Origin of the sequence: Chryseobacterium tructae, assembly GCF_030409875.1 — a bacterium.
GTDB classification, from domain to species: domain Bacteria; phylum Bacteroidota; class Bacteroidia; order Flavobacteriales; family Weeksellaceae; genus Chryseobacterium; species Chryseobacterium tructae.
Genome location: NZ_JAUFQR010000001.1, coordinates 1,140,206 through 1,152,957, shown reverse-complemented (window position 1 = coordinate 1,152,957; position 12,752 = coordinate 1,140,206). Strand labels below are relative to the sequence as shown.

General features: G+C 34.1%; 13 protein-coding genes and 1 pseudogene. 1 reads left to right on the top strand and 13 read right to left on the bottom strand.

Translation table 11 applies throughout. The features are described 5' to 3' along the window. The first annotated feature begins 1 nt into the window (after position 1). Positions 2 to 1,096, top strand: a complete 1,095-nt coding sequence (locus QWZ06_RS05575; protein ID WP_290296307.1) for a transposase — start codon at positions 2 to 4, stop codon at positions 1,094 to 1,096. Between the two features lie 113 nt (positions 1,097 to 1,209). Here the strand turns inward: QWZ06_RS05575 and QWZ06_RS05570 are convergent, their stop codons facing one another. From QWZ06_RS05570 to dnaK, 13 genes and pseudogenes are all read right to left on the bottom strand, one after another. After that, complete coding sequence (locus QWZ06_RS05570) at positions 1,210 to 1,350, bottom strand: hypothetical protein (protein ID WP_290296305.1); 141 nt, start codon at positions 1,348 to 1,350, stop codon at positions 1,210 to 1,212. A 79-nt stretch (positions 1,351 to 1,429) separates the two neighbouring features. Next, the gene (locus QWZ06_RS05565; protein ID WP_290296303.1) at positions 1,430 to 2,533 is read right to left on the bottom strand and encodes a Fic family protein; all 1,104 of its coding nucleotides are present in this window, start codon (positions 2,531 to 2,533) and stop codon (positions 1,430 to 1,432) included. Positions 2,534 to 2,689: 156 nt separating this feature from the next. Continuing rightward, positions 2,690 to 3,301, bottom strand: coding sequence for a hypothetical protein (locus QWZ06_RS05560; protein ID WP_290296302.1), 612 nt, complete (start codon positions 3,299 to 3,301; stop codon positions 2,690 to 2,692). Positions 3,302 to 3,324: 23 nt separating this feature from the next. Further along, positions 3,325 to 4,473, bottom strand: coding sequence for a relaxase/mobilization nuclease domain-containing protein (locus QWZ06_RS05555; protein WP_290296300.1), 1,149 nt, complete (start codon positions 4,471 to 4,473; stop codon positions 3,325 to 3,327). Next, on the bottom strand, positions 4,466 to 4,915 hold the full coding sequence (locus QWZ06_RS05550) for a plasmid mobilization protein (RefSeq protein WP_290296298.1): 450 nt from the start codon (positions 4,913 to 4,915) through the stop codon (positions 4,466 to 4,468). The genes QWZ06_RS05555 and QWZ06_RS05550 overlap by 8 nt, the downstream gene beginning before the upstream one ends. 148 nt (positions 4,916 to 5,063) lie before the next feature. Next, positions 5,064 to 5,942, bottom strand: a complete 879-nt coding sequence (locus tag QWZ06_RS05545) for a DUF8464 domain-containing protein (protein ID WP_290296297.1) — start codon at positions 5,940 to 5,942, stop codon at positions 5,064 to 5,066. Between the two features lie 221 nt (positions 5,943 to 6,163). Beyond that, positions 6,164 to 7,393 (bottom strand): primase-helicase family protein, encoded by a 1,230-nt coding sequence (locus tag QWZ06_RS05540; protein ID WP_290296295.1) that lies wholly within the window; start codon positions 7,391 to 7,393, stop codon positions 6,164 to 6,166. Next, positions 7,390 to 7,767 carry a helix-turn-helix domain-containing protein gene (locus QWZ06_RS05535; RefSeq protein ID WP_123878899.1) on the bottom strand — a complete coding sequence of 126 codons (378 nt, stop codon included), beginning with the start codon at positions 7,765 to 7,767 and terminating at the stop codon, positions 7,390 to 7,392. The genes QWZ06_RS05540 and QWZ06_RS05535 overlap by 4 nt, the downstream gene beginning before the upstream one ends. Before the next feature lie 112 nt (positions 7,768 to 7,879). Beyond that, positions 7,880 to 8,665, bottom strand: coding sequence for a DUF2214 family protein (locus QWZ06_RS05530; protein WP_128124746.1), 786 nt, complete (start codon positions 8,663 to 8,665; stop codon positions 7,880 to 7,882). A gap of 7 nt (positions 8,666 to 8,672) precedes the next feature. After that, entirely contained in the window at positions 8,673 to 9,914 is a 1,242-nt protein-coding gene (locus QWZ06_RS05525; RefSeq protein ID WP_123878895.1) for a site-specific integrase, read from the bottom strand. Next, positions 9,911 to 10,159, bottom strand: a complete 249-nt coding sequence (locus QWZ06_RS05520; RefSeq protein WP_290296287.1) for a helix-turn-helix domain-containing protein — start codon at positions 10,157 to 10,159, stop codon at positions 9,911 to 9,913. The genes QWZ06_RS05525 and QWZ06_RS05520 overlap by 4 nt, the downstream gene beginning before the upstream one ends. A 17-nt stretch (positions 10,160 to 10,176) precedes the next feature. Further along, positions 10,177 to 10,479, bottom strand: a complete 303-nt coding sequence (locus QWZ06_RS05515; protein ID WP_290296286.1) for a hypothetical protein — start codon at positions 10,477 to 10,479, stop codon at positions 10,177 to 10,179. 238 nt (positions 10,480 to 10,717) lie between these two features. Next, positions 10,718 to 12,610 (bottom strand): annotated as a pseudogene (dnaK, locus tag QWZ06_RS05510) (molecular chaperone DnaK). Positions 12,611 to 12,752 lie beyond the last annotated feature (142 nt).

Sequence of the window (12,752 nt, the reverse complement as noted above, 5' to 3'; positions counted from 1 at the left end):
AATGGAAAAATCCACGATGACATTGACCCGAAGAATTCAGCTGCTGATCGATCTTCCTGCAAATGAACAAAAAGAGATGTGGGAAAAACTCTATCGGTATCAAAACCGCTGTTTCCGGGCAGCTAATTTAATTGTTTCTCATCTATATGTTCAGGAAATGATCAAAGATTTCTTTTACCTCACAGAAGGTGTCCAATACAAACTAGCGGATGTAAACAAAGATGAAATGGGAATATTTACACGATCGAAAACACACACAACTGCACGTATGGTTTTTGATCGCTTCAAAGGAGAGATTCCTACTGACATTTTGGGAAGTCTGAACAATACGATTCAATCCACCTTTTCCAAAAACAAAGTGGATTACTGGCAGGGATCAAAATCATTGCGAAACTTTAAGAAAGATATTCCAATTCCGCTTCCTGTTAAATGCACTACTAAAATGAGATATGATGTCGAAAAGAAAGCGTTTTGTTTCAATATGTTTGCTATTCCTGTTAAAACGTATTTAGGGAGAGACTTCTCCGATAAACGATTAATAATGGAACGACTCTTAAAAGCAGAGATAAAACTTTGCACATCACAAATCCAACTGAAAGCCGGGAAAATCTATTGGCTTGCCGTATTTGAATTTGAAAAAGAAGACCACCTTTTAAAACCTGAAATCATTGCTGAAGCATCTCTGTCATTAGAACATCCTATCGTGGTAAAAGCCAACAATGCGCGAATGAATATTGGCTCGAAAGAGGAATTCCTCTACCGCAGACTGGCGATCCAGGCCAGTAATAAAAGGATTCGAGCCGGAGTCGCTTATTCCCGTTCTGGAAATGGAACCAAACGGAAACAGAAGGCACTGCACAAAACTGAGAATCTGGAAAACCGTTTTGTGAGTCATCATCTTCATCTGTACAGTCGGCAGCTGATTGATTTCTGCATCCGGCAGCAGGCGGGAACGCTGATTCTTAAAAATCAGGAAGACAAGATAGGCATTGCAAAAGAACAGGAATTCGTGCTTCGCAATTGGAGTTATTATGAATTGCAGACCAAAATAAAATACAAAGCAGAAAAAGCCGGTATCGAATTGATCATCGGATAGCTAAAAAAATAACGAGGGTGCTTGTAAACCCGCAGGGTGAGGTCGTGAACACTCACTAAATACTTAAAAGTATATACAACGGCGTGGGCTCTTTTTTTACCTAAACTTTAGCACTAAAGTGTTGAACATCCAATGTATGTTCTTTCAGAAACCGGTACGGTTGTGAGTTTTCTTCGTTTTCTTGCAAGCTTAATATTTTCTCCCATATGCTCTAACAGTTGAGTGAACTTCGGAAGGATTACTTGTTGTTTCATAACACAAATGATTGCTATTTCATACAAAAACATCTATTTTGATTGACATAACGAACATCCAGAAATAACACTTGATTATTTACAAATTCAATTGATAAGAAATGGAACGGCCACCACCCGATTTTAGAAAAACTCCAATTTCGGAAAGATGTTGTAAATCTCTGGTTGCAGTAGCTTTAGAAATTTTGTTGATAGACATATACTTTTTCGCATTCATTCCGCCAACAAAAGAATTTTCTCCCATTTCTGTCATTTTCTGAATAGCCTTCAATTCTCTTTCATTAAGTTGGCTTTTAAATTGATTGAAAAACAAAGTTTTCTTCAAAGTAAAAAGTGCTTGATTTTTAGAATCGAGTAAAGCATCCTGCAATATTGAGCAAAAATATAGCATCCAGCTGTTTACCTCAAGATTTCGCTGAGCCAGCTTTAATTCTTCGTAGTAACTGTTTTTATCCTTTTCAATAGATTTTGAAATGCTAATAAAAACAGGGGTTTCAAGTTTCTCGGACAAAGCTTTTTCCGCCAAAGCACGTCCTATTCTACCATTTCCATCTTCAAAAGGATGCAGCGTCTCAAAATATAGATGCGCTAATGCCGAAAGCACGACACCTTCTCCGATTTTCCCAATGTCGTTCATTTCAAAGTCATTATACCATTTCAAAAATTGCGGTACCATCAGTGGCAAATCCTCAGAAGGTGGTGCTTCATAATGGATGACGAAATCACCAAATTTACCCGAGACCACTTGCATAGGCTCTATTCCTGTTCGAAATTGTCCGGCATTAATTCCTTTTTCATTATCCATCAAGATATGGTGCCAGTCCAAAAGTATTTTTTCGGAAATTGGCTTGTGATAGCTGTTTTGAACTTCTATCATCAAATGTGCAATGGCATTTGCCTTTTTGTTCCGGTTGCTTTGATGGTAATCTTTGATGCCTAAATTGGCTTTCAGTGAGGACATCACATCTTCCCGACTAAAATATTCGCCTTCAATTTCTGATGTTTTTAGTGCTTCAGAAAGCATAATTTCAGCAAATAAATTTCGTCTATTTTCTTCAGAAAAGCCCATCACAATTCCAGATATTTCGCCCAAATCGTGCGCAAACTGTTGAATCAGCGGAACGATTTCTGGCTTATTAAATACGAATGTCGGGAAATCTTCTGATTGCCAAATATATTCCATGAGCCGATTACATAATTTATTTGGCTCAAATATACTAAAATATATGAGCCGATTAATGTTTTTAATCGGCTCACTATTCTGTTTTTTGAAAGAATCAGCATTTTTAGAACTATACATCTTAAGATTTATTTAGATCATTATCCACGTTTTATTAATTTATTTTGATTTCATACTCGCTTCAAATCCATCTTTAAACCTTAAAAAATCTTCTGCTTTTTTAGGATTATTCTTAATCCACAACTGCATTATTTGAGTGTTTTCGCAGAGAATTTTAATCTCATTTTCATTGTAGATTTTTTTTCCTTCATCAGCAATTTCATTTAAAATTTCTTCGCGCAGTTCACTTTTGGCTTTGATGCTTTCTTTGTACCAATTGGTTGCGAAATTTATGGAGGCAATCAGCACTACAACAGAAAAGACAAAAATTCCAACTCCGCTCCAAATAAATATCTTCTTCCATTTTATATCCTTCCCAAAACCTTCCAAATCATCTTTAGTTTCTTTTGAAAGAACTGTCTCTACCTGAGAAGGAATACTGTCAAGAAATTCAGTTCTTTTGGCTTCCTCTAATTTTGAAAATCTAACTGCATCATCATAGATCGAATGCATCTCTTGCAAACTCATTTGTATCTCGTTCAGCAGATTCGTATGGTCTTCGATATCAGACTGAAGTTTGATATTTTGTTCAATATTTTCAATATTTGATTTGATTACATTTTCTAAAAGTTCCATTCCGTTACTTTTAGATTCTTTATTTTCATTTTCCATATTTATTTTTATTTAATTTTTGACTATCTTTTTATTTTCCGCTTCTTTTTCCAGAGTTCTTCTTCCTCCTGAGAAACATAGGTTGGATTAAGAAAGTCACCTAATAATCCACCTGCAATCTCTATTAAACTTTCATTTTTTTCTGTTTTCAAAAGATTACCTGCATCATTATTTACACTACTTTGAGTTAATGATTTTACCAGATCACAAAGATCAGAATCTATTGCCGACAGAGAGAACCCGACATTTTTTCGAAAAAAGAATCCGTTTTTCTCTTGACTTTTACCAATTCTATTTATCCATAAATCTTGAATTTCATTTTTTTGACCGGCTTTAAAATCTCCTTTGTATTGGATCTTCACAGAAAATCCCTTTTGTTGTAGATTTTCCCTAAACTCTTTTAAGTTGTCAGCGTTTTGTTGTGCTTCCCTGACCACTTTTTTCATTTCAAATACAGATTTTATTTCAGAAATTTTCAATTGATTTGAAATTTCAGACAATTTGTATCCCGCTTTATAAACCCTTTCAGTTTGATGATTTTTGTCCTTTTCCATCACGATCCGCATTCCCGAAATTCCATCCTTGACATTTGAAGACAATTGAATTTCAAAACCTCTTTTCTTCATTGCTACAATCAGATCATCAAAATTATTTTCTGACCTAATAACATCGGTTAAGCTTTTCAGCATTTCTTGTTTTTTTTGAATCCCAATTTCAACATCGGTCAATAATCCTTTCTCTTTACAGACCTCTCGAACAGCTTCACCAAATCTCTTTCCGATATCGTGTGCTTTCACAGTGCATTTTCCCGAAATATCAATCCTGTTTACTATAAAATGAATATGCTTATGTTTCGTACTGTTGTGAATATCCAATCGGTACTGATTTGTGTTTGTCACTCCAATTTTTCTTAAAGCTCTGGTAGCGATTTCTGCGAATTCTTCATCCTGCAATTTCCTGCCAATTTCGTCCGGTTGAGAAATGTAGCCTGTCAATGCCCATTTCTTCACTTTAGGATTTCGGTCGGCTACTGTTTTCATTTCTAAATACTGACCTTCCAGATTTGAACTTAAAAGACAATTTGACGAAATCATTTCGGCTGTTCCTTTATCATTGCCATTGTATTCCAAAGCAATCTTTGTGATAGACCTTGTGGTTGCCGAATTATTCATTTTTCTGAGTTTTTGAATATAAATATTGATGAATCAATTCGATCAGATTTTCAATATTTTCTAAAATCTCTTTCTTATTTTCAAAAACATTCCATTCCCGATTTCGCAAAAGATTGCTTATTTTTTTGAAATGATTTCCATATTTGAGTAATACTTCATCTGTTTGAAACTCATTAATTTTGAGTTCTTTTTCGAACAAAACATTCCGGATATAAGTAGCCAATTTTAGCGGATATTTTTTTTGTTTTTGAATTAGAATTTCATATTCAGAATTGGTCATTCTTATCGAAATAACTTTGTCGAGTTTTTTATTTTGTTTGGTTTTTAAACCGCCCTTCCGACCTATTTCCTGAAAATATTTTTTTCTCTTTTCCTGAGCAATATTGGCTTCATTTTCTTTGGTGGCTTGGTTTATAAATTCTTGTAAAAAGTCTTTTTCCATTGTATTAATTTTAGCGCATTTAAAAAACATTTCTGACGATAGGAAGAAATCAAAAATCCCAATTTTGCAATCAGCGGACACGCTTATTGTAAACTTTGGGTACTTTTTGCACTAACATACCACCATATTTTACCTGTATTTATTTTACTCACCTCCGCCTTTGTTTGACTTGTCTTTCAGGTAATGGATTTTTGTGAATCATCCAGTCATTTAAGTCTTTAAAATCTGAATATAAAACCCGACAATCTTCTGCGCTTTGATTTTCATTTTTAATCATTTCAACCGCACGATTTCCTGCTTCGTCATTGTCAAAATAAAGCTCAATATTTTCATAATTTCCTAGTGAACTTTTAATATTGTGAATCATCGAAACGGAATTCAAAATGAGATAATCGACAGGTTCTTTTTCTAAAAAATTCTCTAGATTTTTAAAGGAAAGAAAATCGAAAAAGCCCTCGAAAATCCGAAGCGATTCTGATCCGTTTTTTATGGTTGAAATATCTTTTTTGCCCAAACAAATTTTGGAGTATTTATTACGAATTTCGTAACCGCCAGAATCGTTCTTGAAACCAATTCCGAAGTAGTTTTTATCATTCATTCGATAATGAATTTCGTTTAAGAACTGAGTTTGGTTTCCAACTTTTCTTTCTCTTAAATATTCCAAAAGTGCAGGATGCTGGATTTCATTAACGTCAAGTATCTCATAATTTCTACTCTGGTTTTCGAACTTCTGATCAGGAAAATTTTGATTTTGAAAAGAAGAAAAGCTTTGATTTTCTGCCCAAAATAAAACTTCACTAGTAGTCTTATTCAGATATTTTTTCAATAGGTCAACGTTATTTCCACCAATTCCTTCTGAAAATAAGTACCATTTGTTTAGACCTTTATTGATTTTAAAAGAGGCTTGGGATTCGTTGGCAAAGGGGTTGAGATACCATCCTTCTTTTTCATTTTGTTTCGTTGGAAGGTGTCCGAGAGAAAGGAGGACTTCTTCCAACGGGATTGTATTAAATTGTTTGCAATTCATAGCTGTAAATTTTCCGTGTTTTGAGTTAGAAATTTTTTGTTGAATTGTTGAGAAAATCTTTTAACTTATTGATTTAATTACCTTTAACATCTCAACAAAAGCTCAACAATTCAACAAACTAGAGTTTTTCCCCTCAACAAACATTCAACAAAAAGTTGCGTTTAAAAGTTTGTTGAGGATTTTGTTGAGTTTAAAGTGTTTGATTCTCTATTCATTATCAATCAATTCAACATTTCAACACGTTTATTAAGAATAAAATCCTTTTTTATGGTGAAATAGCGACCAACTGAATTGTTTTGGTAAAATATTCCTGCAAAATCAAGGTCGTATCTGATGTAAGTCAAACCATTATTTTGTGGATTTAATTTCCAAGTTTCCTTTAATAGAGTTCGAATATCATTTCTCGTCCAATAAGTAAGTCTAAACATTCTGATTATCATATTCAGCAAGTCTTGCGGAACGACATTAATTTCTTCATCATTGTTGCTTTCAAAAAACTCGTACAGCAATTCAATGATCTTGGATTCTAGCTTATTGTTGTTTTTGAAAACTAATTTTTGAAGTGCTTTCGTTCTGATCTCATCGGCTGAAAACCACATTCTTGTTTTCTTCTCCGTTGAAAATGGTCTTTCGATTAAAAACCGAAGAAAGTTGGGGATTTCGGAAATGAGGTTATTCAAAAATTCAGTGTTTTCGGTTTTCATCGGATTGATTTTCAGAATCCAAAATCGAATTTCGTTTTCATCAATTTGAATAAAATTCTCCTCATTATTGGAACAAAGAATAAACTTGGCGAAAAAATCGATTTCTTCTCTGTCTTTTCCTTTGGCTTCTAGTTTATCTTTATTAGTTGTCGATAGATATTTCAATCTTTCTGTAATTTCTTTTTTATCAAAGAAAACTTCATCGATTGCCACCAACAACATTGCTGCCCAATCGGAATTGAATTGACTTCCGAATGAATCTCCTTTGATGTAAGTCATATTCAATCCGAAAATCTCTCTCAGCCACTTGATAAAAGTTGATTTCCCGGTTGCTCTTTCTTTGGACACCAAACATAAAATAGGTAAAATTTGTGTTGGAAATTGCAGGAGAATTTTCAAATAATCCAAACCCATTTCCAGTTGTTCACCGAAAATATGCGCTACAAAATTCAAAGAAAATGGAATTTTAGATTTCAAATCTTCCGTTTCAGATGAAGGATGAAATGGAATTTCATTGTAAATATTATAGAAACCTTGAACGATTTGTTGATAATTTAAATGCTCCGGAATGCAACAGAAACCATCAAATTTTGGCACAGTTGACACATATGTTTTTCCGTGATCACTTACGATTGTTTCTCGATTCCATCTAACCAAAACTGAAGTTTTATCTCCAGAAATTAATGGCTTTTCTATTACTTTATAATAGGTTGTTCCAACTCGGATGTAGGGGATTTTTTGGCTCATCTTTGTAGATTTTGGTTAGAATCCACATTTGCCTTTCTCGAATTTTTTCTGAAACTGGCTTCCGCTTCAGATTGGATTTCCTGTAATGTTTTCTTCTTTCCTTTCGAGATCCAATCCAATAGTTCATCCTCAAAAAAGTAGAGTTTCTTGCCATTTTTATAACAGGGAATCAATCTTTTCCGCACTAGAGTATAAACAGTAGGTTTTGCCTTACCTATAATTTGGCAAGCTTCTACAATATCAATCGGAATTCTTTTTACTGGAATTATCGGAGGTTCCTTCCTTTCTACCAGAAATTTAATTTCAGCTATTTCGCTAACCAGATGCGCTACTGCTCTTGGCAGGTTTTCAAATGAAATGTCATTGCTATCCATAACTATTGTTTTTAATTGTTATGATGCAAAGAAAAAAAGTGATTCCTCTGTGATCGCTATAAACACGCAATCACAGAGGAATCACTAAACATACACTTCATTTTGTGATTTTTTATGTTTTTTGGTAGTCTGTCAAGTCTTCTTGAATTTTGATATTACCTTTTTGAGGTTCATCTTTCAAATGTGACTTGATACTATCTAAATCAATATCATCAAGCGAAACAAATACAGTTTTTAATAATTTTGAAATTTCTTCCTGTTTTATTGGTCTAAAATAATTCCAAAGATTCCAACCGAAATGATAAAGGTCTAGATTAGATAATTCTTTGGTATGGACAGAAATACCGTTAGGAATCTCTTCTTTTTTTGAGTAAAAACATACGGCATTACAGAGTGTATCAAGATCTTCATCTGTTACATATAATGCAAATTGATTCCGAGTGTAATCTAGAGCGATTTGTAGTTTTACACTTTCATTCTGTTGCTTTTGCTGCAGTTGAGTTTTTCTTATAGATTCCAGATTTACGGATTCTGTAGTTTGATTCACAATGTTTTCCTCCGAATTTTCGACTAAATAGATTGGCGTATTTTCATCAATTATTTGTTTTTGCTTCTCCCCTACATTCTCAGGATTTTTAGATGGAAGCAAATCTTCAGTAGAATTTTCGGAACTACCTTTTTTAGGGAAAATCTTTCTGAATAAGACAATTATACCATCGAGAAATAAGATAATAAGTGCATAAAATAATATACTTAATGCTGTGATTGACCAAAATACAATATTTGCGGTATATTCGTCACCACCTTTTCCGAGAAAAGAAATTCTTGCTAACGCTCCCCCTATTACACATACTAATAGAACGGAAAGGTAGATGACAATATATTCGAAATATTTCAAGTGCATTTTATAAGTTTTTTAAATGAATAGCAGTCGAAGCTTTATTTTTCTTTTCATCAACAACCTTTGCGTAAACCTGCGTAGTTTTTACGTTCGTATGACCAAGCATTTTACTCACTGTGTAAATATCAGTTCCACTCGAAAGCTGAAGCGTTGCAAAAGTGTGTCTAAAATTATGGAAAGTTATTTTTTTAGTAATTCCAGCACTTTCAATCCACTTCTTCAAAGGACGGGAAATCCAAGCCGGATTAGTCAGATTTTTAAAAATCAAATCATTTGGAAGACCTACTTCACCACAAAGCTGTAATGCTTGCTTAGACATTGGCATATATTCTACACCTTTAGTCTTTTTTTGAGTAAAATTTATTTTTGCCTGATCGTTTTCAATACTTATCTCGTTCCACGTTAGTTTTTGAATATCGGAATGTCGCAGACCTGTTAACGCTGAAAAAAGTGCTGCTCTTTTAAGAACTTCAAGTTCGCAAGGCGTTTCAACTAAGGTATTAAGTTCATCAAGTGTTAAATATTCCCGTCGTGATTCCTCGTGCGGAATCGCTTTTATTTTAGCAGAAATGTCAGTCGTAAAATATCCATCAATAAAAGCTTGTTTTAATGCAGCTTTGAATACAGAAAAATAAGTTGAAGCCGTATTTTGAGAAATAATCTCTTCCTTATTGCTGCCACTTTTTGCAGTCAACAAATATGATTTAAAGTGTTCACAGAATTTTGTATTGATCTGCGAAAACATAATTTTTTCGCCTCCAAAATCTTTTAGAAATTCTATCGAACGATACCAATTTATTTGAATAGATTCGGAATTGTTTCTATGTCGTTTACTAACCAGCAGATCAAAATATCTCACAAAATTCTCTTGGGATTTTTCTTTTTGCTCTACTTGAATTTTGTCAAGTTCGCTGTAAAGTTCAATATTGTCATATTCTCTCTGACGTAATTTACGCATAGAATCTGCATAGAACATTGTTTCCCGATCATTTTCGCTTTTGCAAACGATAATACCATTGTCATCTCTTTTAGGTTTAAATGAAACGGATTCTTGGGTTGTTCTTGCAGGTCTTTTCTTATCAAAATCTACGGTTGTGACGCTTCGGTTCAAATATTCCCGGATTCTCTGAACTTTATCTTTACCAGGAATCATCACAGGATAACTTTCCAAATAAATAAACCATTCTTTTCGGAATTCGGATTTTCGCAATCGTACGGTAACTTTGGTTTTTAATAACTCTTTCATTTTCCGTCAAAAATTTTATCAATTAAATCTTTAGGAACATACACAAAACTTCCAACTTTCTTTGTCGGAATTTTGTTTCTTTTAATTAGGTTCGTTACAGTTCCTGGATCAGCGTAGAATTTTGAACTAATTTCGGAAATTGTATAACAATTACCAACTTCAAAATTGGGTTTCTCAATTATTACCTCCTTTTCTTCCGGTATTTCAACTGCTGAAAATAAATTTTCCAGATCTGATCGCTTCACACGAGTCAGTCTTGAGCCTAGATTAATTCCAGTAATGATTCCTCGTTTATACATCTGTGCACAGTATCTTTGGAAAGTCCAAACATAACAGTTGCTTCTGCAACTGAAATAAATTCCCTATTCTGAACTTCGGCAATCTTGTTCTTATATTTTTGTAAAAGAGTGTCTTTTTCTACTTTTTCTTTTTCAAGTTTTTTCTTCTCTTTTAATGCTTTATTATTACAAGATAAAGAGCAAAAACGAGTCATAACTGTTTTTGCTTCAAAGGGTTTGGAACACTGCTCACATACCCTAGGTATTTTCAATTTACTAAATCCCATTCTGAAATAACATCCTGAACATTTTCCGTTTTTTGAGTTTTTTTTATATTTAAGGCGCATAAGACGCACATACTACCCAAATAACACGCGGTACAAGTATGATACAAAATTACAACAAAAATCGATTAAAATCAACAATTAATAAAAAATACAAAAACAAAAAAAATCGCTGTAAACATTACGTTTACAGCGATTTGCCAATTTATTCCGGTCGATATTAATCGATGATAATTGCTACTTATTTGACTTCTTCGAAGTCTGCATCCTGTACATCTTCACCACCAGCGTTGTTTCCGCCAGCATTTTGAGCACCTGCATCAGCACCTGGCTGTTGACCCGCTGCATATAATTCTTCAGAAGCTGCCATCCATGCTGCATCTAACGCTTCAGTTTTAGCTTTTACGTCATCTACATTTTTAGCTTCGAAAGCAGTTTTTAATTCTGTGTGAGCTGTTTCAATAGCTGCTTTTTTGTCAGCAGAAAGTTTTTCACCGAATTCTTTCAATTGCTTTTCAGTTTGGAAGATCAATCCGTCAGCTTTATTGAAAACTTCAACTTCTTCTTTTCTCTTAGCATCTTCTGCAGAGTTTTCCTGAGCTTCTTTTTTCATTCTTTCGATTTCTTCGTCAGAAAGACCTGAAGAAGCCTGGATTTGATAGTTTGCTCTTTACCAGTTCCTTTATCTTTAGCCGATACACTTAAGATTCCGTTTGCATCAATATCGAAAGTTACTTCGATTTGAGGAACTCCTCTTGGTGCTGGTGGAATATCTGTAAGGTCGAATCTACCGATTTCTTTGTTATCGTTGAACATCGATCTTTCACCTTGTCCTACTCTGATGCTTACAGCTGGCTGGTTATCAGAAGCTGTAGAGAATACCTCAGATTTTTTAGTTGGGATCGTAGTGTTCGCGTCAATTAATTTAGTGAATACAGAACCCATTGTTTCGATTCCTAAAGAAAGTGGAGTAACGTCTAGAAGTAATACGTCTTTTACATCTCCTGTTAATACTCCTCCTTGGATTGCTGCACCAATAGCTACAACCTCATCCGGGTTAACACCTTTAGATGGTTTTTTACCGAAGAATTTTTCTACTTCTTCCTGAATGATTGGGATTCTTGTAGAACCTCCTACCAAGATTACCTCATCGATATCAGAAGTTGATAAACCTGCATCTTTTAATGCTTTAGCAACCGGCTCCATAGATCTTCTTACTAAATCTGCAGATAATTGCTCGAATTTAGCTTTAGTTAAAGTCTTCACTAAGTGTTTAGGACCTGTAGCTGTAGCCGTGATGTATGGTAAGTTGATTTCAGTCTGTGGAGAAGAAGATAATTCGATTTTTGCTTTTTCAGCAGCTTCTTTCAATCTTTGAAGAGCAATAGCGTCTGATTTTAAATCTACACCTTCTTCAGCTTTGAACTCATCAGCCATCCAGTTGATGATCACATCATCAAAGTCATCACCTCCTAAGTGAGTATCTCCGTTTGTAGATAATACTTCAAATACACCATCACCTAAATCAAGGATAGAGATATCGAAAGTACCACCACCAAGGTCATATACTGCAATTTTTTGATCTTTATGGTTTTTATCAAGACCGTAAGCTAATGCAGCAGCTGTAGGCTCGTTGATAATTCTTTCTACTTTAAGACCCGCAATTTCACCAGCTTCTTTAGTAGCTTGTCTTTGAGCATCGTTGAAGTATGCAGGAACAGTGATTACTGCTCTTGTTACTTCTTGTCCAAGATAATCTTCAGCAGTTTTCTTCATTTTCTGAAGAGTCATTGCAGAAATTTCTTGTGGAGTATATTCTCTATCGTCAATTTTTTTACTTTTACAGTATCGTTTGGCCCTGCAACCACTTTATAAGGTACTCTTGAGATCTCCTTAGCATCTTCTTTAAAGTGTGTTCCGATAAATCTTTTTGATAGAGTAAACTGTTTTTAGTTGGGTTGGTTACAGCCTGTCTTTTTTTGCAGGATCACCTACTTTTTCTTTCTCCATCTTCTGTAAATGCTACGATAGAAGGAGTTGTTCTTTTACCTTCTGCGTTAGGAATAACAACAGGGTCTTTACCCTCCATTACAGCAACACAAGAGTTGGTTGTTCCTAAGTCAATTCCAATTATTTTTACTCATAATATTTTTATATTTTTTTCTAATTTTTTTATATTTAATTTACATAGTCTATTTCACAACATTTGTACCATATCCTATTTTTGTGACAAAAATGACACAATCAAGACAAAAAAACCCTGAAATAATCAGGGT

What these genes read in the sequence shown, in the direction of transcription:
- QWZ06_RS05575 (WP_290296307.1), top strand. Translation starts at nt 2, where the DNA reads ATGGAAAAATCCACGATGACATTGACCCGAAGAATTCAGCTGCTGATC.
- QWZ06_RS05570 (WP_290296305.1), bottom strand. Translation starts at nt 1,350, where the DNA reads ATGAAACAACAAGTAATCCTTCCGAAGTTCACTCAACTGTTAGAGCAT.
- QWZ06_RS05565 (WP_290296303.1), bottom strand. Translation starts at nt 2,533, where the DNA reads ATGGAATATATTTGGCAATCAGAAGATTTCCCGACATTCGTATTTAAT.
- QWZ06_RS05560 (WP_290296302.1), bottom strand. Translation starts at nt 3,301, where the DNA reads ATGGAAAATGAAAATAAAGAATCTAAAAGTAACGGAATGGAACTTTTA.
- QWZ06_RS05555 (WP_290296300.1), bottom strand. Translation starts at nt 4,473, where the DNA reads ATGAATAATTCGGCAACCACAAGGTCTATCACAAAGATTGCTTTGGAA.
- QWZ06_RS05550 (WP_290296298.1), bottom strand. Translation starts at nt 4,915, where the DNA reads ATGGAAAAAGACTTTTTACAAGAATTTATAAACCAAGCCACCAAAGAA.
- QWZ06_RS05545 (WP_290296297.1), bottom strand. Translation starts at nt 5,942, where the DNA reads ATGAATTGCAAACAATTTAATACAATCCCGTTGGAAGAAGTCCTCCTT.
- QWZ06_RS05540 (WP_290296295.1), bottom strand. Translation starts at nt 7,393, where the DNA reads ATGAGCCAAAAAATCCCCTACATCCGAGTTGGAACAACCTATTATAAA.
- QWZ06_RS05535 (WP_123878899.1), bottom strand. Translation starts at nt 7,767, where the DNA reads ATGGATAGCAATGACATTTCATTTGAAAACCTGCCAAGAGCAGTAGCG.
- QWZ06_RS05525 (WP_123878895.1), bottom strand. Translation starts at nt 9,914, where the DNA reads ATGAAAGAGTTATTAAAAACCAAAGTTACCGTACGATTGCGAAAATCC.
- QWZ06_RS05515 (WP_290296286.1), bottom strand. Translation starts at nt 10,479, where the DNA reads ATGGGATTTAGTAAATTGAAAATACCTAGGGTATGTGAGCAGTGTTCC.